At 37.1% G+C, this 22,274-nt stretch carries 15 protein-coding genes, 1 pseudogene and 1 riboswitch; of the genes and pseudogenes, 5 read left to right on the top strand and 11 right to left on the bottom strand.

Going from position 1 to position 22,274, the window contains the following annotated elements; genetic code table 11:
* Positions 1–58: 58 nt before the first annotated feature.
* The 5 genes and pseudogenes from ACFQZ1_RS02665 to ACFQZ1_RS02645 all read right to left on the bottom strand — a co-directional run bounded on the left by ACFQZ1_RS02665 (position 59) and on the right by ACFQZ1_RS02645 (position 8,122).
* Positions 59–2,326 (bottom strand): annotated as a pseudogene (locus ACFQZ1_RS02665) (arylsulfatase).
* A gap of 331 nt (positions 2,327–2,657) precedes the next feature.
* The gene (locus ACFQZ1_RS02660) at positions 2,658–4,379 is read right to left on the bottom strand and encodes a L,D-transpeptidase family protein (RefSeq protein ID WP_377880557.1); all 1,722 of its coding nucleotides are present in this window, start codon (positions 4,377–4,379) and stop codon (positions 2,658–2,660) included.
* A 193-nt stretch (positions 4,380–4,572) separates the two neighbouring features.
* On the bottom strand, positions 4,573–5,181 hold the full coding sequence (locus ACFQZ1_RS02655; protein ID WP_377880556.1) for an SAM-dependent methyltransferase: 609 nt from the start codon (positions 5,179–5,181) through the stop codon (positions 4,573–4,575).
* A 348-nt stretch (positions 5,182–5,529) separates the two neighbouring features.
* Positions 5,530–6,636, bottom strand: a complete 1,107-nt coding sequence (locus ACFQZ1_RS02650; RefSeq protein WP_377880555.1) for a M20 peptidase aminoacylase family protein — start codon at positions 6,634–6,636, stop codon at positions 5,530–5,532.
* Positions 6,637–6,835: 199 nt separating this feature from the next.
* Entirely contained in the window at positions 6,836–8,122 is a 1,287-nt protein-coding gene (locus ACFQZ1_RS02645) for a transcriptional regulator (protein WP_377880553.1), read from the bottom strand.
* Between the two features lie 91 nt (positions 8,123–8,213).
* Between ACFQZ1_RS02645 and ACFQZ1_RS02640 the strand changes: the two genes are divergently transcribed.
* Entirely contained in the window at positions 8,214–9,323 is a 1,110-nt protein-coding gene (locus ACFQZ1_RS02640) for a mandelate racemase/muconate lactonizing enzyme family protein (RefSeq protein ID WP_377880552.1), read from the top strand.
* Positions 9,324–9,336: 13 nt separating this feature from the next.
* Entirely contained in the window at positions 9,337–10,041 is a 705-nt protein-coding gene (locus ACFQZ1_RS02635) for a GNAT family N-acetyltransferase (RefSeq protein ID WP_377880551.1), read from the top strand.
* A 246-nt stretch (positions 10,042–10,287) separates the two neighbouring features.
* Here the strand turns inward: ACFQZ1_RS02635 and ACFQZ1_RS02630 are convergent, their stop codons facing one another.
* The 6 genes from ACFQZ1_RS02630 to rlmD form a co-directional block, all read right to left on the bottom strand.
* Entirely contained in the window at positions 10,288–11,832 is a 1,545-nt protein-coding gene (locus ACFQZ1_RS02630) for a DHA2 family efflux MFS transporter permease subunit (RefSeq protein ID WP_377880550.1), read from the bottom strand.
* An 899-nt stretch (positions 11,833–12,731) separates the two neighbouring features.
* On the bottom strand, positions 12,732–13,223 hold the full coding sequence (locus tag ACFQZ1_RS02625; protein WP_377880549.1) for a DinB family protein: 492 nt from the start codon (positions 13,221–13,223) through the stop codon (positions 12,732–12,734).
* Between the two features lie 505 nt (positions 13,224–13,728).
* Positions 13,729–14,436 carry a M48 family metallopeptidase gene (locus tag ACFQZ1_RS02620; protein WP_377880547.1) on the bottom strand — a complete coding sequence of 236 codons (708 nt, stop codon included), beginning with the start codon at positions 14,434–14,436 and terminating at the stop codon, positions 13,729–13,731.
* Between the two features lie 150 nt (positions 14,437–14,586).
* Positions 14,587–15,117, bottom strand: coding sequence for a YehS family protein (locus tag ACFQZ1_RS02615; protein WP_377880545.1), 531 nt, complete (start codon positions 15,115–15,117; stop codon positions 14,587–14,589).
* A gap of 424 nt (positions 15,118–15,541) precedes the next feature.
* Positions 15,542–16,546 (bottom strand): tRNA dihydrouridine synthase, encoded by a 1,005-nt coding sequence (locus ACFQZ1_RS02610; RefSeq protein WP_377880544.1) that lies wholly within the window; start codon positions 16,544–16,546, stop codon positions 15,542–15,544.
* Positions 16,547–16,783: 237 nt separating this feature from the next.
* Complete coding sequence (gene rlmD / locus ACFQZ1_RS02605; protein WP_377880543.1) at positions 16,784–18,160, bottom strand: 23S rRNA (uracil(1939)-C(5))-methyltransferase RlmD; 1,377 nt, start codon at positions 18,158–18,160, stop codon at positions 16,784–16,786.
* Positions 18,161–18,283: 123 nt separating this feature from the next.
* A riboswitch (purine riboswitch) is annotated at positions 18,284–18,385 on the top strand.
* Positions 18,386–18,561: 176 nt separating this feature from the next.
* Here rlmD and ACFQZ1_RS02600 point away from each other — a divergent pair.
* The 3 genes from ACFQZ1_RS02600 (at position 18,562) to ACFQZ1_RS02590 (ending at position 22,226) form a co-directional block, all read left to right on the top strand.
* Positions 18,562–19,758, top strand: a complete 1,197-nt coding sequence (locus tag ACFQZ1_RS02600; protein ID WP_377880542.1) for a NupC/NupG family nucleoside CNT transporter — start codon at positions 18,562–18,564, stop codon at positions 19,756–19,758.
* Between the two features lie 189 nt (positions 19,759–19,947).
* A complete protein-coding gene (locus ACFQZ1_RS02595; RefSeq protein ID WP_377880625.1) occupies positions 19,948–21,066 on the top strand; it encodes a polysaccharide deacetylase family protein in 1,119 nt (372 codons plus the stop codon).
* A 68-nt stretch (positions 21,067–21,134) separates the two neighbouring features.
* Positions 21,135–22,226: a polysaccharide deacetylase family protein gene (locus tag ACFQZ1_RS02590; RefSeq protein ID WP_377880541.1), complete on the top strand. Its 1,092-nt coding sequence runs from the start codon at positions 21,135–21,137 to the stop codon at positions 22,224–22,226.
* Positions 22,227–22,274 lie beyond the last annotated feature (48 nt).

Raw genomic sequence — 22,274 nt, 5'->3', positions numbered from 1 at the left:
CATTTTCCTATATAAAGTGATTTCCATCAGTGGGGGCTTCATCCCCCACCTATCTTCTTCACTTTTCTCTGAATCTTGAGGTGGGGGTCTTACTGCCCGTTAATTCGGGATAAATAATCGTTCCGTTTAGATTAATGTAAATGGAATCTCTTTTTTTCAAAAACTGATTATATTTTTGCTCATCCTGAAGTTGAATAACCGCTTTCTCTATTTGCCCACTAAACGGAAATTCCGCCACTGGATAGTTAGTGCTCACGGCTGTTAATCGATCTCGGCCTATATCTAATCCCTCAGTAGAAATAAGAAATGGTAGTGTTCGAGGCATATAAAGTGTTCCAACCTGTTGATCATTGATATAAAGAATGCCCGTTCCCTTATTTAATATCCCTTTTTTAAATTCAAATCGTATGGTCGAATGCCCAACAGGTACTTCAACAGAAGATTGCATTTTATAAACAGTTCCAACATAGTTATATTCATAAAATAAATAGTTATCTTTTATATATAATGTATAACCACTTGAATGATTGCCATGAGCAATCATTACACCTTCTGCTGTACGACTTGAACGAAAGATTGGAACTGTAATTGAGTAAGAGGAAAATGTTATTTTCGGGGCAACACTTGTCGGCAAATGAGCCATACCAGGATAGAAAATGAACGTTGTTCTTCCCTCCTGTAAACCTTCATACCCTTTTCTATATGGATTATCACTTAAGGGTAAAACGCCGTACTTCTTAGCTTCCTTCCACCATATTTCTTGAAGCTCTCTCAATTTTAGCGGATACTTTTTCGCTAGATTGTACTTTTGCGAAAAGTCTTTATTTACATTGTATAATTCCCAATGATCTTCATTATAAGGTATACCTGTTTCATGATAGGTAACGGCAACCCATCCATCTTGCCAAATAGCCCGGTGCCCGAGCATTTCGAAATACTGTGTTTTTCGCTTTGATGGTGCCTGCGGTTCTGTAAATGTATCCAGCATGCTCAGACCATGAAGCGGCATCTGCGGAGCACCTTCATATACTTTGGGAGCTTCAATGCCTAGAAGGTCTAGTATAGTAGGAGTAATATCAATAGCATGATAGAATTGGGAACGAATGGATCCAGGATCTGAAATACTTTGAGGGCATTGGATAATGAGCGGGACATGCGTCCCTCCAAAAAAAGTATTTTGTTTATAATATTTAAAAGGTGTATTACAAACTTGTGCCCATCCTTTAGGATAATTAGGACTTGTGGAAGGTCCCCCTATTTCATCTATATGATCAAACATAGTATCCACACTTTCCTGGATTCCATTAAATTATGCCGAATCATGAATCGAACCATTCCAATTTCCTTCCTGACTGCCTCCGTTATCAGAAAGCAAAACAATGATAGTATGATCTAACTTGTTTTTTGATTTTAAGAAATAGAGTAACCTGCCAATTTGTTGATCTGTGTGTGTTAGAAATCCAGCATATGTCTGCTGAAATTTAATAAACAATTCTTTTTCTTTCGTTGTCAGCTCACTCCATGGCTTAATTCCTGGATTGCGTTCAACGAGTTCTGTATAAGGCGGAATAACTCCCAATTCCTTTTGCCTCTTGAATCGTTCTTCCCTTATCTCATCCCATCCCTTATCATACATCCCCTCATATTTTCCTATAAATTCTCTTGGTACTTGATGAGGCTCATGCTGTGCCCCGAAGGCTAAGTATAGAAAGAATGGCCGGTCCGGAGTAACAGAAATATGATCCGTTAAAAATTCCAAGGTTTTATCAACTAGATCCTCTGATAAATGATAATTAGATGTGTCCGGCTTCTGCACACGATGATTATCGTATACTAAATCCGGTGCATACTGATCTGTCTGAGCTAATAAAAAACCATAATATCGTTGAAACCCTTTTGAGAGTGGCCAATTCTCAAAAGACCCGCTTGATGCTGCTTCATGCCCAGGAACCAAATGCCACTTTCCAACCATATATGTAGCCATCCCATTCAATTTTAAAATTTCAGCTAAAGTGGCAGCAGTATCTGAAATTCTCCCTCGTTTATTAGGGTATTGAGGTCCCCAATCTAGTTCAGTTATAAATCCCACCCCCACAGAATGGCAGTTACGACCTGTTAAAAGACAAGCGCGAGTAGGAGAACATAAAGGAGTTACATTAAAGTTATTGTAACGCAGGCCATTTTCAGCTAATGAATCAATATTAGGTGTTTCAATCTCTGAACCAAAACAACCTAAAGCGGAATAACCCACATCATCTAGAACAATATATATTACATTGAGCGCAGGTTTTTTATCGGAACTTCCAAGTCCTGTCCTTAATCCCATTATCATCTTTCCTTTCATACTGACAAGGTTTGTAAACAATGGGTCATATTAAGTAATTTATTACGGGGCTGATTTTATAATGAATACTCTCGTTAAAAAAGAAGCTTAAAAAAATGATTAGTTATATGTACTTGCTGCTCTTATAAAGTGAAACTTCTATCAGTGGGGGCTTACTGTCCGCAAATAGCGGGATAAAAATAAAATTGCCCTACACCTCACCAAAAAGGGAATTGTGTAGGGCAACTTAAGTTGCGCTTCTTATTATGAAATGAAACTTTTCATTTTTAAATTAACATCACTAACAAATGTACTTAAATCCACTATTTCCTGCTTAATTCTTAGATACTGCTTTCCAAAACTCATCCGCTACCACATTATAGCCTGCTAAACTTAAATGAGCATCAGATTGATTTGGAATATACTCTGCATAATTCGCTTCAATTGCCTTTTCAGTAGGTACAAATGTATCACCATGTGAATTAGCCTGTAGTTCCATTTGAGTATTTAAATCGTGTAATAGTGGTAATAACACCGTTTGTTGTTCTTGTGATTGATATGGGAAAGGATTATAGTATCCCATTACATAAACATTAACATGATTATTAAGATTATCTATAGTACTCAAAATCGTTTCTAAATTCGCACTTACATTTTGAATTGCTTGTTGGGCTTGATTTGAATTTGTTTGAATTACAGGAAGCAGATCATTCAAACCAATATCGATAGTAATATGACTTGCTTCTTTTATTTCTTTTTGAACTTTTTCATTGGATAAAACATCGTTTTTCAATTGAACGGATGTATATCCCGCAGTACCGAAATTATTAAAATCAACTACATGATAAGATTTTTGAAAGCGTTCTTTAATAAAATTAGGATAACCTGCATCCACTTTTCCATATGGCGTTTGCCCAGCTGCTAAAGAATCACCTAAAGCAAGATACTCAATCTTAATCCAAGTACCATTCTTATCTAATTTATAACCATCGATTGTAGTATTAGCTGCCATTGATCCATTATCATAGAAATAATACCAATCCTCACCGGCTTTCATCCAACCAGTTTTCATGACACCAGTTTCATCTAGATAATACCACTTTTCGCCATCTGATAACCAGCCGCTTTTCATCGCTCCATTGCCATCTAAGTAATACCATTTCCCTCTGTCTAATAACCAGCCGCTTTTCATCGCTCCATTATCATCTAGGTAATACCATTTCTCTTTATCTAGTAACCAGCCAGTTTTCATCGCTCCATTACCATCTAGGTAATACCATTTTCCTTTGTCTAATAACCAGCCGCTTTTCATCGCTCCATTGCCATCTAGGTAATACCATTTTCCTCCGTCTAATAACCAGCCAGTTTTCATCGCCCCATTGTCATCTAAGTAATACCATTTTCCTCCGTCTAATAACCAGCCAGTTTTCATCGCTCCATTACCATCTAGGTAATACCATTTTCCTCTATCTAATAGCCAACCGGTTTTCATCGTTCCGTTGCCATCATAGAAATACCATTTACCATTTGCTTGTTTCCAACCAGAAACAACATAATAGCCATTGGAAGCGGCAATCGTATCGAATGTATCATTGGTATTTGTTATGATTACTGTTGTGTACAGCTGCACTTGATCGAAAAGCCAACGAACTTCATCATTGTGCATTCGTACACAGCCTGAACTTACATAATTTCCAATTGAATTTTCATTATTATTTCCATGTATAGCATAAGTTGTACCATATGTACCTCTTGCATTTAATCCCATCCAACGGTTACCTAGAGGATTGCGAGGATCACCACCTGGGATATTGCCTGTATAATATGGCCGGTTTACAATCTTATTTACAATTTTAAAATTCCCTTCTGGCGTTAAAGAGTTGTCTCTTCCCGTAGCTACTTTAAATGTTTTGACTAAAGTACCTCCATTATAATAGGCCAGTTGATTTATTTTTTTATTAATGATAATTAACTGGGAACCACTATCTGCTTTTGTGTGGTCTGTATAGAAAAAGATACTAAACAATAAAACAAGCATAACTGTGAATTTTTTCATATGTCCCCCCGAATATATGTATATTTTAAAATTAACAATATCATATTCTATAAAAAAATTCTGTCAAATTTTGCTGAAAAAAGGTGATATTTTACTATTCTTTATGTCACGTATTTTAGAGTTAGTTTATCCTGCATGAACGAATAAAGCTCCCGCTGATGGAAGTTGTACCTTATCGATTTAGCCTCACTTACTAATATGCTAATCGATATATTAAAAAACGCTCATTCGAATTCCGTTCATACAATCCTGGCAGTATAACTTCCTCTTTTAATTCAAAAGACGTTTGATTATCTAAAAAATAAATATAATCTTCCGATGGATAATATAGGACTAGCTCTACTTCCCTTTCTGCTTTTTCCACTGAAAGCAATATATTGTTTATCACATTCATAAACACTTGCACTGAAAACGGATTAAAGAAATAAAATCGATTATCGAGCGGATCAATCTCGTATTCTTGTGCCAAGCAACAATGAAAATGAATTTTATCTTTGCTTGTTTTAGACTTCTTCAAATAACGATCTCGATTTTCTATTGCCTCTTGGTAAAAAGTTTCGTTCATTTCTATACCTACTACAGATGCATGATAAAAATGATGGATATAAAAATTTAATCGTCCTTTTCCGCATCCAAAGTCAACAATTCGATCACTATTTTTCAGTTCATACTTATTAAACAACTGTTCTAGTGCAAAATATGGTGTCGGTTCATAACGATGATAATGCAAAGACTCGTAGAATCCCTTTTGCTCTCCTACTGTTTTTATGCTTAATACTGCATCATAATATTTTTCGTTCATGGATTTACTCCTAATTAAGAAATTATAAACTTTACTATAAAAAGACCCCTGATAAAGTTAACGGTCTACTGATCATGCTTCTTCATCTTATCCACACACGCTACAAAGATGTTGGTAATAATTAAAGAATCTCCATAATGTGTTGGCATTTTTTTTCTTCAGAAATTTTTCCAATGACATATAAGCCAATTTTATCATATACAAAAATTTCGAACCTACACCATATAAAAAGCTACCCTAAAAGGCCAAACATTTTTGACCTTTTCAGGGTAGCTTTCGTATCTTCAAATAGAAACTATATTATCCCGCATTAGCGGGCAGTAAGACCCCACCGATGGAAGTTTCACTTTATTTCAAAACTTCCAATACCGTTTGCTTCAATATTTGCACGCCATCTACTATACAAGTGTGATCAAACGTCATGTGAGGATGATGTAGTCCTGGCTTTAAATTCGCACCTAATCCTAGCATGGCAGCTTTTAAGTGTGGCTTCTTAACCGTATAATAATGAAAATCATCACTTCCTGCTGTAGGAAGCGGTGGAGTGCAGCCACCTTCGCCATATGTTTGGAGAATTCCCTTACGAAGGAACTGCTCTGCCTCACCTGATACCTGTGCTCCTGGTGCGAAATCCACCCATTCATAAGAAATCTTCACACCCATCGATTCTGCTGCTTGAATAACTTTTTCTATCTTTTCCTTTAACTCTTCCAACAATGGATTGCTTTCTGCTCTTACATCTAACGCAAAATGTCCGTTCCCTGGAATGATATTTAAACTTTCACCACCCGCTTGGCATCTCGTCATTTTAACGGAGTATGAATGCTGTGGTGACAGCCATATATTCTTCAATCCAATATTAATCATCGAAATCACATCGATTGCGTTCACACCTTGGTGTGGCCGTGCACCATGAGCGTCAGTTCCATATATATGTGCTTCCAAAAAGTCAGCAGATCCATGTCGAATAGATGGCGCTGCTTGTTTCAATGATAATTCCTCTATTGGTCGTAAGTGAACACCAAATAGGAAATCAACATCATCCACAACACCTTTCTCCACCATCTTCAGAGCTCCGCCTCCCTTTTCTTCTGCGGGCTGAAAAATAAAGCGAACCGTTCCTGTTTGCCACTCCTCATTTTTTAACTGTAAAATAAGTCCCATCACAATCGTCATATGACCATCATGGCCACATGAATGATTTGCTTTGAACTCACCATCTACCTCTTGCCATAATGCATCCATGTCAGCGCGAATGGCAACAACCGGTTTTCCACTTCCTATTTCTGCAATTACTCCAGGACAATCATCAAATGTTTTATAAGAAATTCCTTCTGCCTCTAAAAATTTTGTAATATAAGTAGTCGTATTATATTCATTCCAACTCACTTCAGCATGCTCATGTAAATATTGAAAAATTTTATTTAAACGATTCTGCAAATCTTCTCTTTTCAACTTGATGCTCTCCCTTCTATACGCAAAACAATTCTCTTAAGGCTGTTTTGAAATAACATTCATTCAATACAAAACAACTTTTTTATTTATAACATTCATGTTTTTCAAAAACATATTGAATATTCATTCAGATGTCAAGCGATTTCTCTCTTAGTATGATGAATGAACTTTCCAAGTCAGAAAGAATGACACTAAGAAGCTACATCAGAGACGTAGTATAAAAAGAATAAGTGGGAAGCTTTAACTCATAAAGGGCGCGAGGACGTCCTTGTTGATAAGGCATCTCCTCACCGCAAATATTTGCATACCCTTGATCAACCAATTTCTTTAAAATACGCTCTGTTGTACGTCTTGTTACTTGTAAATATTCCGAAAGATCGGCTGCTGTAAATTGAAGTGATGAACGAGATTGACTAAATTGAATAATTTTCGATAAATTTGCCGGACTAAGCTTTGTTTCTTTCGCTATCTTTAGTAGTTCCTGGTCATCATTTTTAAGACTCTGTACTTTCTTTTCTTTTGGAAAAGGACCAAACAGTTCTTTTTCATCCGTTAATATATAACAACAACTTTCCATTTGGTTGTTCGTTGCGAAACTTTGAGCAATCTTAGCATTTTGTTCCGCTTCTTTTACTGTTCTTCCGTAGCCAAAGCCAAGCGCTATAGGATCTTGCAAATTGCTCAAAAAGTTTTGAAGGGAACTTGTTTTTATAAGCGTCTCAATATCACCACGTGTCGTATATAAAACGTATGAGGTTTCATCTACTTGGCGAAATGAACCGTGAATTTCACGAGCAAACGTATCGAGATGCTCCGTTGACATATGGTGTGATGCCGGGAATGCTACCACACAAGCTGCAACAGTCGCTGAATAACTTTTAGCTAACTGCGCTTTTGCTTTTGCATCTTTTAATCCTTGTATAAGAGCTTTTTTCGGATCAAGCATTCGCTGTGAAGGCACACCAAGTTCGATAAGTTTGTCATAGACAGCATGAACACTCGTTAGTGCTAAATCAACCAATCCCAACTGGTGCCGAGAATAATGAAAATCAACAATCTCCTTTATTTCAAACATATTCGGTAACATATCTTGATAATCCATAACATGAGGAACCCCTGTAATACCAATATCAGTGAAAACATTTGTAACGAAAGAGGCATTCACTAAATCAATTGAAATCCGCTCCGGTTGAATGTTCTTATGATGTAAAATGAAAAGTAAAGAAGATGCAAGCGCCATTTCATTTTGCTGTAAATAAATACTTGGAATTCGTAATTGTTCTCGCATTTCTTTTGAAATATAATAGGGTAAAGCACCAGAGAAGAAGATAACATCACACGGCTTTAAATGCCGAACAATTTCTGAAGATTCTTTCGGATGAGAATAAACATAAGGTTCAATCTCTATATCTTCGACTTGGTGGGCAACAGCCACAAGGTTCTGAATCGAATCTTGTGTACCAATAACCGCAATTTTTATCATCATTTGTTCAAACTCCTTATACCTATTTAACGACTATTTAACGACAACTATATCAAATGCACAAGAGCATTGTAAACAGAAAGGGGTATTTTCAATGAAAATCACAGCAATTCATCTTTATGCCATTCGTTTACCGCTTCGCAATCCATTTATCGTAAGCTACGGCACTTATCCTGATATGCCTTCCATTATTGTAAAACTCGAAACTGATGAAGGTATTATTGGTTACGGAGAAGGCGTAGCTGACGAGCATGTTACAGGGGAAACATGGGAAAGCACTTTTCATGTGTTACAGCACACATTAGCTCCTGCCTTGCTAGGTAAAAATCCAATGAATATCGAGAAAATACATGACATTATGAATCAAACCATTTACGGGGTACCTACTGCCAAAGCTGCAATTGATATAGCCTGCTTTGATGTAATGGGGAAAAAACTCGGACAGCCTGTGTATCAATTGATTGGCGGGCGCTATCATGAAGAATTCCCAATTACTCATGTTTTAAGTATCGATTCCCCAGAAAACATGGCGGAAGAAGCTGCTTCCATGATAAATAAAGGATACCAATCCTTTAAAATGAAAGTCGGAACAGATGTCAAAAAAGATGTTGAGAGAATTGAAGCTGTACGTGAACAGGTTGGAAATGATGTCGCAATTCGCGTTGATGTGAACCAAGGCTGGAAAAACAGTGCGACGACGTTAACCGCATTACGTTCACTTAAGCATTTGGACATTGATTGGATTGAACAGCCTGTTATAGCCGACGATATCGACGCAATGGCCTACATTCGCTCAAAAACAGATCTTTCTCTTATGATTGACGAAGGATTAAAAGGCCCGCGTGAAATGCGCCAAATTATTCAAAAACAAGCAACTGATAAAGTAAATATTAAATTAATGAAATGCGGTGGAATCTATCCAGCTGTCAAACTAGCCCATCAAGCAGAAATAGCTGGCATCGAATGTCAAATTGGTTCAATGGTCGAATCATCTGTCGCCTCTTCCGCAGGATTCCATGTCGCTTTTTCTAAAAAAATCATTACAAGTGTTGAACTAACAGGGCCATTAAAATTCACAAAAGATATTGGGAACCTCTCCTATGATGTCCCTTTTATTCGCCTAACAGAAAAGCCCGGATTAGGTGTTGATGTCGATGAAGATATACTCAACGAATTAACTGTTTTTCAAGATATCGTTCGCTAAAGGAGGCAAATGTATGAACATTCTTTACGAAGGAACATTAAAACAAAACGAACAACCATTCAAAGTCGCACCATTGTCTTTGCATCACATCGAGCAAATTTTATCCGTACAAGATGATGTAATTGAAGCACTAGAAAACAAAGAAAACTTACAGCCTCTTACATTAGAAGAATTTCAAAATATATTAACAGGAAGTGGCTTAATGATCGGTGCATTCGCAGACGAACAACTCATTGCATTTCGTGCGCTCTTAGCTCCACCTATCGATGAAGAGCATTTAGGATTGGATATTGGCCTAAAAGGTGAAGAATTAGAACGTGTCATCTACCAAGAAGTCTCAAACGTTCATCCACTTTACCAGGGAAACGGGCTTCAAAAAATATTAGCTAAAGTGATTATGGAGCAATTAAAACAGGTAAATAACAAATACAATTACGTTTGCTGCACCGTTGCACCGTTTAATATTCCTAGTTTAAAAGACAAGTTCGCACAAGGAATGGAAGTTGCTGCGCTGAAAGAAAAATATAGCGACCGACTGCGATATGTATTTGTGAAAGAATTACAGGGTAATAGACAAAAAGAATGGACGAACGTAGAAGAACTTTCAATGAGCGATATTGCTGGGCAGCAAGCGCTATTAACTGAAGGCTATCGTGGATATACAATGGAACATCGTGATGGAGAGTATTGGGTGCGATTTGGGAAGGAAAATAGCTGAATCAGTCACGCCTCAATTATCCCGCTATTCGTGGGCAGTAAGACCCCACACCTCAAGTTTGAGAGAATCGAAGAAGATAGTGTGGAGATAACTGCTGGCATGCGCCCGATTGATGAGAGCTTTCAATCAGTGGGAGATAAAGCCCCCCACTGATGGAAGTTTCACTTTATTATAAGATGAAGTGTTCTTAAAAATGAGAAAATCCCCTTTCGTAAAGGATCGAAGAGGAAACTTTCTCATTATTTATTAAGCTCTAACAAATCCCTCTGTTTCAGATTTTTCCTTACTGTCCTTTTGCTCAACCTTATAACGATCTCCACCTACAAATAAGGAAACAAGCAATCCAATAATACCAGCTATCATTGCCAATATAAAGCCATGGTGCAATGCTGCTTCTAATGCTCCTCTCATGAACTCTACTAGCTGAGGAGGAAGCTGTGTATGATTTTGCATCAAGATTTCTGGTTTTGCTAATTTTTCAATTTGATTAGCCGGCATTTGAGAGGATGCCGCAAAATCTATCATCTTTTCTTTTAAATCATTGTTCACAATGGTTGCTGTAATTGCAGCCCCCATCACACCACCAATACTTCTCCAAAACCCAACAACTGATGAAGCAATCCCCATATATTTCATATCGACGGATTGAGCGACAGCATTTTGTGCGACACTCATAAGCGGACCAAGAACAATTAATCCCATTGTGATCATCACAAGAGTTACTGTCAATTTCGCAGTATCATGTGTAATGTTACTAAGCATATAAGCTTCAAATATTCCAACTGCCATCGAAATGATCATGATAGTACGGAAAGGAATTTTCGTACAAAGGAAACCTCCTAAAATCGCACCAATCATAATCGGAAACATCATCGGTGTTAATACACCATTTGAATTTTCATTCCCAATAATAGCTACTGAAAGAATGGGAAGATACGTAATCGCAGAGAACATGATTGCTCCCTGACAAAATACAACAATACTTGTACCTAACACCATTTTATTTTTAAATATGGAAAGAGGTAAAATCGGCTCACTAGCCTTCCTTTCCACTAATACGAACAACACAATTGATATCGCAGCTGCACTGAACATCCCAATAATTTGAGCGGAATCCCAAGCATAATCCTTCCCGCCCCATTCTAAACCGAGAAGAAGAAGAACAGTTGAAGCAATTAATAAAACCGTTCCAAAATAATCAACTTTTGGTTTATGTTCCGACTTAGATTCTTTTAAAGAAAACAATAGAGTAATAATAGATAATATTCCAAAAGGTACATTTACATAAAAGCACCATCTCCACCCTAACCAAGATGCTTCAGAAATCCAAGTACCGATTTGTGGTCCAAGGACTGAGGATATACCAAATATCCCGGCAAACACACCAGACATTTTCGCTGCTTGTTTAGGATCTGTAGAAATTGAATAAATGATTGTGAATGAGATCGGAAAAATAGCCCCTGAACCTATCCCTTGAATAACACGATACGCAATCAACTGATCTATATTTTGAGCAGTTCCGCATAATGCCGAGCCAATTAGAAATAAACTGATCCCGAGTAAATAAAACAGTTTTCTTCCAAATAAATCGCTCATTTTCCCAAACACAAGCATCGTACTTGTTGCCGCAAGCATATAAGCCGTAAAAACCCAGCTCATTTTATCAAATCCACCAATATCCTTAATGACTTGACTAATACTCGCAGAAACAATGGTGTTATCCAAAGATGACATAAACAGTCCCAATGCCATAGCTACGATTACAAAGGGCATTCTTTTATTCTTTTCCATTGCGCTCTCTCCCCGTTTCTTCAATCCTACCCACTCAAATAGAATAACATTTTTCCATTAAATAACAATAAAATTCGAGAGTGATTTTCTGACAAAAATCTACTTCATTTGTAGCCAAAAACAGCTACTGACTATAATTACGCTTTGAAATTTAAACTATGTGGATTAATTGTTGCTAAAGGTATTTTAAATGTATGGAGTCTATATTTCTGTAGATATAAAGAGAAGCCCACTTCCCGAAAAGGGAGTGGGCTTCTCTTATTGAAGTACTAATGCTGCTGTAGCTTTAAAAAAATGTTTGAACAAAAAATATCTACAAACGTTGATTTTATAATAGAAGAAAAACTTGCATTTTGAAAAAAGATTAATCAAAGTGGATTCTTCATTTATCAATCTAGACTTAGTTTTTATAAATAAGTTTAATCAAAATGGATTTTACCTTTTAAAGTGATGTTGGAATACTTTTGAAATATAAGGCTCTGCACATTGTTTACATGTATTCAATGTATTCTTGTGGGAGCATCACAAAAAGCAGGCCATAACTGGAACAATTCAGTCTTGGCCTGCCTTTTTTCTGTCATTCAAGTATCGTTTTCGTTAGCTCAATCATCCTATTTTAACTTTTTTAAGGCAGACCTGCTTTATTTGTTTCAAACCCGTAGACCAGAAATAAACGTTAACAGAGCGGTTCCGCAATTTCCTCAGGTAAATAACCGCGCTCATCCCTTTGAATAAATAGGAATTGCTGCTTAATGCCGTCAGTAGCATATCTGTGCTAAAGCTGCTGTTAGGAGGCGTTTTCTCCGTTGCTGACATTTCGTCAAATAGCTCGACAAATATTTGATGTAATTCGTGATATATAGGGCCCCACGTTCTCGAACTGCAGTGCAACTTTTTTCCTATTCAAAAGAGCGGTGCGATGGCCAAGAGCCTTGCAACTTGCGGATCAGGATAATTTGGCCCGTATGATAAGCGTCATGGAGAATGAGGCTGTTCAGCCACTCGTCTAATGGACGATTAGTAACAAGAGCTTGCAATTGGTCAACGTTTAAATTCGTAATACGCTCACGGATGCCAAGATGGACGCTTTTTAGCCTATTTTGCGTGGCTTCCCAATCGCTCTCCGTTTTCGAAGCGACTGCGAACGTATCGTCATTCGTCAACCCTTCCGGATACTGTGATTCCTCACCGGCAATTCTTTTGAGCAACCGTTCCTTGTAAAAAATCAAATGCTCAACTGTCTCCCAAATCGTGTTCGCATGCTCGCCAGCCGGGCGCCAATCTGCTTGCTCCGCCGTAAGCGCTTTGAGTGCGTCAGCGAGCGGCGGATACCAATCTTCTTTATCGTAGCAAAAGTCCCAGTTTTGAAGTAACGATTCCGTTCTGTTCATTCCAAATCCTCCTTAGCGCGTATTGTAACCATTAAAAAGTTTTCACTAAATAATTCAACTAATGGAAATATGACTCCTTCTTCAGATACATTGTTATTTAATTCAATGTCTTTATTCCACAATCTGGATCTTTAGTGGAGTAACATTACTGAAGTTTTACTACATCGACAAGACATGCTTAATTTCATGCATTGTTAAAATCCCAATGTTCATAAAAATAATAATAAAGTCATTTTGTTTTTATATTTCTTAGAGGGCTTTCAGTTCTTTTAACATTTTTTTAGATGTTCTTTTTCTTTTAGACATAAAAACACCCCTTTAGACAAAGATATCTAAAGGGGGAAAAGCTTCGCAACTTTCTTTCACATCTACAGCTGCCACACACTCCACATGTCCAGAGTGTATGCAGCAATATAATGGGATATTTGCGAGTTCAATTATAAGAGAAAAAGCAATTATAAACTAAAACTGTAGTGCAATAGTAATCGCTCCACCGATGTCACTGCTAAACAGTCATTTTCCAGCTTGATAATGCTAACCAGTTTTCCATTTCCTTATAATCAGGCATTATCTTTCCGACAAGACGCCAAAAAGATCGATCATGATTTAAATGAACCATATGACACATTTCATGAACAACTACATAGTCAAGCACCCGCTGTGGTGCCATTGCTAGCTTCCAATTGAATGTTAACTGTAGATTTGAATCACAAGTTCCCCACGTACGGTTACTATCTGAAATACGAATTGAACGCGGCCTTGTTTTAAAGTTGCTTTGATAGGATTGGATACTCTTCTCTACTAACGCTTTACACTGCTGATAATAAAATCGTTTTAATGCTTGTTTTATTTTCTCATCCTCAAGCTGTTTCACATATATATGTAGCTTATCCCCTTCAAACACTGCATGGTCTTGTTGAATACTTGCATCTTGAGAGATCTGTATGGGATATGTGTTCCCTAAATATAGAAAGCTCTCACCTTGATCATAGGCCTTCTCCTGTGGTCCAAGCATTCTCTCATTCATTTCCTTGCGTGTTTTCTGAATCCAATCCCACTTCTCCTCTAGCAATTGGACTACGTATTCAACAGGCGTCCCTTTAGGAGTCTGCACTTCAACATTTCCATAAGAATCTACATAAATACGTACAGATTTTTTCTTCTTGTAAGTTATATGAAAATTAATTGTCTCACCTAAATATGTATGTATCATTTCATCACCTAGAATATTCGTTCATGTTATTTTTGCATGATGTATTAAAAAAATAAGAGTAGGATACAAACTTCCTACTCCATCCATTGTATCATCTACTTTCTTAACATGAATACACATGCAATGTTAAGAAGTTACAATGCTTATTCCTTATCCTCTATACTTTACAGCTAGTCCCTTTAAGAAATTCCTTGCGTATCTGTCACCGCATTCTTTGTAATTCTTATGACCTTTTTTCCTTAATAGAGCGCCTAACTCTCCTTTTGTTACCTTAACTCCTACTCCTTCTAATATATCAAGCACATCTTCACTCGTTAATGAAAGTGCTATTTTCATTTTCTTTAGAAGAAGGTTATTGGCACTTTCATTACTCTGTAAAGGCATCGCTTGTCCAGCTGGTTGCCCTGGTTTCGTATCTTGCTTTCCTCTTTTTAAAGTAATAAATCCATTTAAAAATGACTCTAACATCATCATATCGCATGTTAATACGTAATCATCTTCGACTACATCAGCATTTTCAGCTTCATGCTGGGGACTTTTCTTTACTTTTGTAAGCATATCAACTACTTCTTCTTTCGTTACTTCAATGCCACCAAGTTTAAATATCTCTACCATATCTATATCTTTTATATCCATAGCATATCTTACTCTTTTTAATATATCATTATTGCTCATTGCCATTGTTAGTCCTCCTAAAATGTTGATTATTTATACGGCTGTTAAAGTTTATCCTCTAACATGCTTTAAACTATCATGTTTAATATAACCTTTTAGTTAATGTCCGCTAAATTAATACTTTAACATTTTAAAGGTGTGTTTTGTAGTCTTATCCGGATTAATACCTGGGAAGGTTATGCTAAAAACACCAAGAAATACTACCTCATATATTTCAAGAAACATAAAAAGACAACTCTCCCAAAGGAAAGTTGCCTCATCTTAAACTCAACCAAACCACACACTCCACATACTCAGAGTGTTCGTGGCAACACAAGGGTGCTGGTTGTTTTATTACACTCTTAAAACCTTTTTCTTTTAGTTGCCGTCTGCAAAGGAACCCGAAACTGAACAAAATAAATACACATAAGTTGATGTAATTCATCTCTCTCTAACTTTTGAGAGTTACATCATTTTCACTGTCCCCTGCCTCATCAACACTCTTTTCAAATTTATCAAGCAATGCACGCACTTCATCTGTTGATTTCGTGCTCATCAATTGATTTCTTAATTCAGCAGCTCCATGGAATCCTTTTACATAAATTTTGAAAAAGCGATGAAGCCCTGTGATTGAACGTGGTAGTACTTCCGCATATTGATCTTGAAGATCAAGCTGTAGTCTTAAAAGATCAAGGTGTTCTTTACTGGTGTGCTCTTTTGGCTCTTTTTCAAAAGCAAAAGGATTTTTAAAAATACCTCGCCCGATCATAACGCCATCAATACCATATTGTTCAGCAAGCTGCAGCCCAGTTTGACGGTCAGGAATGTCTCCATTGATTGTTAGTAGCGTATTTGGTGCGATGCGGTCACGTAATTTTTTGATTTCCGGAATTAGCTCCCAGTGCGCATCTACTTGGCTCATTTCTTCTCTTGTACGTAAATGAATAGAAAGGTTCGCAATATCCTGTTTGAAAATATGCGTTAACCACTCCTCCCACTCATTTAACTCCTTAAAGCCAAGTCGTGTTTTCACGCTGACAGGCAGTCCGCCAGCTTTTGCTGCTTGAATAAGTTCTGCCGCAACGTCTGGACGCAGAATAAGGCCACTACCTTTCCCTCTCGATGCCACATTCGGTACAGGACAGCCCATATTAATATCGATACCTTTAAATCCTAGCTCTGCCATGCCAATACTCATTTGACGGAAATATTCGGGATTATCCCCCCAAATATGCGCCACCATTGGCTGTTCATCTTCTGTAAAAATCAAACGGCCACGCACACTTTTCATACCCTCTGGATGGCAATAGCTATCCGAGTTTGTAAACTCCGTGAAAAATACATCCGGTCGACCGGCTTCACTTACTACGTGACGAAAAACAACATCTGTCACATCTTCCATTGGTGCAAGTACAAAAAATGGTCGTGGTAAATCACGCCAAAAATTATCTATCATTTCAAATTCAAATCCTCTCACTATGAATACAACTTCAAACTCTCGATCAAAAAATATAAAGCCAAATATTACATTTATATCATGCTTCATAACTTATTATGAAACACAAGTACATTTGTGCATTTATAATCTGTGTAAATCGGCAATATTTATTTTAACTAAAATCGGTCCTGAATGGTATTTTTATAAACAAAAAAGCAGATGGTATAGATTTTTTCTATATCAACTGCTTTTCTATTATACCAACTTAAGCCAAGCAACACACTCCACGTGCGTAGTATGCGGGAACATATCCACAGGCTGAACTTCCTGCGTTTTATATCCGCCTTCTTCAAGAACTTTCAAATCACGGGCAAGTGTTGCTGGATTACAGGATACGTATACAACGCGCTTTGGTTTCATATCAATAATTGTGTTTAGTAGTGCTTCATCACAGCCTTTACGCGGTGGATCGACTACGATTGTGTCAGCGATGATACCTTGTTTGTACCAATTTGGAATGACTACTTCTGCTTCGCCTACGCCAAATTCAACGTTTGTCATGTTGTTTAGTTCTGCGTTTCGGTTTGCGTCTTCGATTGCTTCTGGTACGATTTCAACACCGTATACTTTTTTCGCTTTTTGCGCTAGGAATAAGGAGATTGTTCCGATGCCGCAATACGCGTCGATAACTGTTTCGTTTCCATCTAGTTTTGCGTACTCAAGCGCTTTGTCGTACAGTACTTTCGTTTGCGTTGGGTTTACTTGATAGAATGAACGTGCTGAAATAGCAAATTTAATATCACCGATGAAATCATAAATATATTCTGATCCGTATAGGACTGTCGTTGTGTCACCAAAAATTACGTTCGTACGTTTGTTGTTTACGTTTTGGACGATCGACTTTACATTTGGGAACTTCTCTGTAATTTCTTCGATGATTGCATTTTTGTTTGGAAGCTCTGCCGTACGTGTAATAAAGACAAGCATGATTTCGCCTGTTACTTGTCCGTAGCGAGCCATTACGTGACGAAGCGTTCCTTTATGACGCTCTTCGTTGTATGCCGTGATGCCGTGTTTCTCACAAATGCGTTTTATTTCTTGAATTAATGTATCGTTTTCCTCTGCTTGAATTAAGCATGTTTCCATATTAATGATGTCATGCGTTCCTTGGCGGTAGAAACCAGCTACAAGTCCGCCTTCACGTTCTCCAATTGGCACTTGTGCTTTATTTCGATATACCCATGGATTTTCCATGCCAAGAACAGGATGAACAGGCACATCATGCAGTCCACCGATGCGTTGCATAACGTCACGCACTTGTTTTTCTTTTGCTTGCAGCTGTCCTTCATATGTTAAGTGCTGAAGCTGACAACCGCCGCACTGGTTATATACTGGACATTCTGCCTCTTTGCGATATGGACTTTCTTTATGAAGCTTCATTAAACGACCGAAAGCAAAGTTCTTTTTCACTTTAATAATTTTAATTTGTGCTTCTTCACCTGGTAATCCATTTTTCACGAAAATAGGATAGCCATCTACTTTCGCAACACCGGCACCGTCATGTGTTAAATCTTCAAACACTACATCTATAAACTCATTTTTTTCAACTGGTGGCGTCATTTTATTACTCATTTTCCGACCTCTCTTTTTTCATCACACTGCGTTACATTTTACCATACTCCCCTGTCCTTTAGCCATTGGAAGAAAAAAAGCTATTGACGATTTTTGTCGATTAATGTTACGCTTACTACTAATTGCATACGGATGGTGTTACCTCATATATACTTGATGATATGGATCGAGAGTCTCTACCCGGCAACCGGAAATTGCTGGACTATGGGGAAAACTAATGAATATTAGCTTTTTTTTATATACAAAGACTCATATTGATTAGCTTTCTCGCATAGAAGGAAGTCGATCTGTATGGGTCTTTTTTTATTTTTATTTTAAAGGTCAGACATCATACGTATAACTTAGAATCTTTGAGGTTAACTCTTCTATTTACTTAACAGCATCTGAAAGGAGAAAATTTTGTGCACTATGTAATGAGTATTATCGGCATTCTTGCCGTATTAGGAATTTGTTTTGCTTTTTCCAACAACAGAGCAAAAGTTAATTTCCGCGCTATTATTATTATGCTTGTTTTCCAAATTTTAATTGGTTGGTTTGTATTTGGTACAAAAACTGGTCAGCAAATTATTTTTTGGATCGGTAAAGTCTTCAATAAATTGATTAAACTTGGTACTACAGGTGTAGACTTTTTATTTAACGGCATTCATAAAGATTTTGTCTTTTTCTTCAATGTATTATTAATTATTGTCTTTTTCTCAGCACTACTTTCTATTTTTAGTTATCTTGGTGTTTTACCTTTCATCGTTCGCGTTGTTGGCGGTGCGATTTCGAAAATTACAGGTTTGCCGCGTGTGGAATCGTTCCACGCTGTAAACTCCGTCTTCTTTGGATCAAGTGAAGCGTTACTTGTTATTAAAAATGATCTCCAGCATTTTAATACAAATCGTTTGTTTATCATCTGCTGCTCGGCAATGAGCTCTGTATCTGCTTCTGTCACAGCATCTTATGTGATGATGTTAGATACAAAATACGTATTAGTAGCCCTGCCACTGAACTTATTCTCTAGTCTAATCGTTTGTTCACTATTAACACCAGTTGATACGGCGCAAGAAGATGAAAAACTGCAAAAGTTCGATAAAAATCTTTTTGGCAGCAGCTTAATCGACGCGTTGATTAACGGTGCATTAGACGGTTTAAAAGTAGCCGGAATTGTTGCGGCATTAATGATTGCTTTTATCGGTGTAATGGAAGTTGTAAACTTCGTGATTTCTTACGCATCAGGCGCACTTGGCCATAAAATTACACTACAACAAATTTTCGGTTACATTCTTTCACCGTTTGCATTCTTAATGGGAATTCCAGCACACGATGTGATTTCTGCCGGCGGTATTATGGGGACAAAAATTGCATTAAACGAATTCGTTGCGATTCTAGATTTAAAGAAAATCATAACTACATTATCCCCGCGTACAGTTGGAATTGTTACAGTATTCTTAATCAGCTTTGCAAGCATTAGTCAAATCGGTGCCATTGTCGGTACAATTCGTGCTCTATCTGAAAAACAAGGGCGCATTGTATCACGCTTTGGATGGAAACTTCTTTGTGCTTCGACGATGGCTTCTATTTTATCTGCAACAATTGCAGGGTTGTTTATCTAATCATGCAAGCAGCTTCCTATTTAGAATAGGAAGCTGCTTTTTGTTTTCTTCACAAAAATTTTACATTTTCATCATAAACTAAGAAAATACAGCATTTTTGTTGTATTTAACCAAAAAAGGATATTTCCCTCTATATATGAGAGTGATATGATTAACAAGGGTATAATACACAATAGAAGGATGGATATGATGAAGAAATATGCACTAATTGCTTTACTTTCTTCCACCATTCTCACAGGTTGCAACACTAGTGTAACTGGTGATAAACAGAAAAAAGATGCAACTGCTGAGAAAAAAATGGAACCGAAAAAAGTGGAAGCAAAAACAGTAACTGTTCCTTTAACGCAAGGGAACATAACGTGGGAGCCATTTGCACCTGATGCAAAAAATACTGTGCTCTATATGAGTAATTTACAAGATGCGTTTAAACAAGTACAATACCATGTTTGGCGCACTGCTGATGGCCCTGAAAGCAAACAAACATTTTCATCTCAAGAAAAAGAACGTAACTTTGCTTTGCCATTCCACTTAAAAACCTTCAATTTGAAACGCGGGGAATATCAAATTGAAACAACAGGAGTAAAAGAAGACGGCACACAAGTACCTCTTGCTAAATCCACAATTACCTTTCAACAATCTGTACCATTTCTAATGTATCATGCAATTGAAAAATATTCAGGACCAGGTGATGGTACGTCAAGCTTATATGTGCCCCCAGAGCAATTCGAAACACATATGAAGTATTTAAAAGATAACGGGTATACAATGCTGACGTTTGAACGTTGGGGTGATATTAATCGCGTCAATAAGCCTGTCTTTGTAACATTTGATGACGGGAGAAAAAATAATATGAATGCCCTTCATATTTTACAAAATTTAAGAGATGACAAATTTCAGCCAGCAGCAACAGAATTTGTTGTTTCAAATACAATCGATACGCCAAATCGTCTATCAACAGATGATATTAAACAAATGCTAAACTCCGGTATCTTCTCCATACAATCGCACACAGCTAATCATACTATGATGGTTTATGCAAATAATTACGATGAAGAATTACATGGATCAAAAGAAAAAATCGAAAGTATTACTGGTAAAAAAGTAATTGCTCTTGCTTACCCTGTAGGCTCTTATAATGATCAAACAATTGCAGAAACGAAAAAATATTATGAGTTCGCAGTGACAACGAATCATGGAAATCACATGACAAAAGGTGAGCCGAACGAACAATATTTAATTAAACGGCATTTTGTCGGCCCTAAAACATCAATGGCAGAATTTGCATCATTGGTAAGGGAACGCAACTAACTATTTAAAACTGTTGCATTGAAAAAACCACTTCTTTTCATACATTTTTATTAAAGGATGCTTACACGATGAAAAAATATATTTCAACTATATTACTGTCTACGCTGTTCATCTCTGGTTGTAGTCATGCAACTCAACTAGATCCAAAAAAGGAAGTACACGCTGCTGAGCAGCAAACAAAAAAGAAAACGGAAGAGAAAGTGCAGCCACAAGGAGCTATTTCGTGGAATCCGATTACATACGAATCAAAAAATACAGTTTTATATACGAAAGATGTAAAAGTGCCAATTACAGAAGTACAATATAAAATTTGGCGCACTGCTGACGGAAAAGAGAGCGCAAAAACATTTTCTTCTAAAGGAAAAGAGAATGATTTTTCTTTACCGTTTGATCTAAAAGAATTTGAAGAAAAGCGCGGAGAATATCAAATAGAAGCAAACGGTGTAAAGGAAGATGGGAAAACTATTCCACTTACAACATCGGCAATTGTATTCCAGCAATACGCACCGGTTCTAATGTATCATGCGATTGATGATTATAAAGAGGGCTACGGCCTGAAAGATTTGTTTGTATCTCCTGCCAACTTTGAAGCGCAAATGCAATATTTGAAAGACAATGGCTACACATTGTTAACCTTTGAACGCTGGGGAGACATTAACAAAGTCAACAAACCGATTTTTGTTACATTTGATGATGGTATGAAAAATAATATGAATGCCTTTCATATTTTACAAAAGCTTAAAGATGATAAGTTCAAACCAACCGCGACAGAGTATGTAATTGTCAATTCCATCGATACAGAAGGCTCAATGTCTACAGCAGATATAAAAGAAATGATCGATTCTGGCATTTTTTCTGTTCAATCTCATACAGCAACACATGCAGATTTGCCGAAAATTACAAACTACGAAGAAGAGCTAAAAGGATCGAAGGAAAAACTCGAAAAGATTACTGGAAAACCCGTTATCGCTATTGCTTATCCATTTGGCCATGTAAATGACCATGTTGTTGCTGAAACAAAAAAATATTACCAATTCGCGACAACAACAAAATCCGGTCAATTTATTGAAAAAGGTGAACCAGATGAATTGTTACGTATAAAACGCGTCCGTATTCATAACTCAACAACAGTAGAACAGTTTGCACTGGCAATTAAATAAGAACATAGAACCCGATTCCAATCGGGTTCTATTTATATTTTCAGAATT

The sequence above is a fragment of the Bacillus sp. CGMCC 1.60114 genome, from assembly GCF_042676365.1.
Lineage (GTDB): Bacteria > Bacillota > Bacilli > Bacillales > Bacillaceae_G > Bacillus_A > Bacillus_A rhizoplanae_A.
This window is presented reverse-complemented; position numbering and strand designations above follow the sequence as displayed.

What these genes read in the sequence shown, in the direction of transcription:
- ACFQZ1_RS02660 (WP_377880557.1), bottom strand. Translation starts at nt 4,379, where the DNA reads ATGAAAAAATTCACAGTTATGCTTGTTTTATTGTTTAGTATCTTTTTC.
- ACFQZ1_RS02655 (WP_377880556.1), bottom strand. Translation starts at nt 5,181, where the DNA reads ATGAACGAAAAATATTATGATGCAGTATTAAGCATAAAAACAGTAGGA.
- ACFQZ1_RS02645 (WP_377880553.1), bottom strand. Translation starts at nt 8,122, where the DNA reads ATGATGATAAAAATTGCGGTTATTGGTACACAAGATTCGATTCAGAAC.
- ACFQZ1_RS02640 (WP_377880552.1), top strand. Translation starts at nt 8,214, where the DNA reads ATGAAAATCACAGCAATTCATCTTTATGCCATTCGTTTACCGCTTCGC.
- ACFQZ1_RS02635 (WP_377880551.1), top strand. Translation starts at nt 9,337, where the DNA reads ATGAACATTCTTTACGAAGGAACATTAAAACAAAACGAACAACCATTC.
- ACFQZ1_RS02630 (WP_377880550.1), bottom strand. Translation starts at nt 11,832, where the DNA reads ATGGAAAAGAATAAAAGAATGCCCTTTGTAATCGTAGCTATGGCATTG.
- ACFQZ1_RS02625 (WP_377880549.1), bottom strand. Translation starts at nt 13,223, where the DNA reads ATGAACAGAACGGAATCGTTACTTCAAAACTGGGACTTTTGCTACGAT.
- ACFQZ1_RS02620 (WP_377880547.1), bottom strand. Translation starts at nt 14,436, where the DNA reads ATGATACATACATATTTAGGTGAGACAATTAATTTTCATATAACTTAC.
- ACFQZ1_RS02615 (WP_377880545.1), bottom strand. Translation starts at nt 15,117, where the DNA reads ATGGCAATGAGCAATAATGATATATTAAAAAGAGTAAGATATGCTATG.
- ACFQZ1_RS02610 (WP_377880544.1), bottom strand. Translation starts at nt 16,546, where the DNA reads ATGATAGATAATTTTTGGCGTGATTTACCACGACCATTTTTTGTACTT.
- rlmD (WP_377880543.1), bottom strand. Translation starts at nt 18,160, where the DNA reads ATGAGTAATAAAATGACGCCACCAGTTGAAAAAAATGAGTTTATAGAT.
- ACFQZ1_RS02595 (WP_377880625.1), top strand. Translation starts at nt 19,948, where the DNA reads ATGAAGAAATATGCACTAATTGCTTTACTTTCTTCCACCATTCTCACA.
- ACFQZ1_RS02590 (WP_377880541.1), top strand. Translation starts at nt 21,135, where the DNA reads ATGAAAAAATATATTTCAACTATATTACTGTCTACGCTGTTCATCTCT.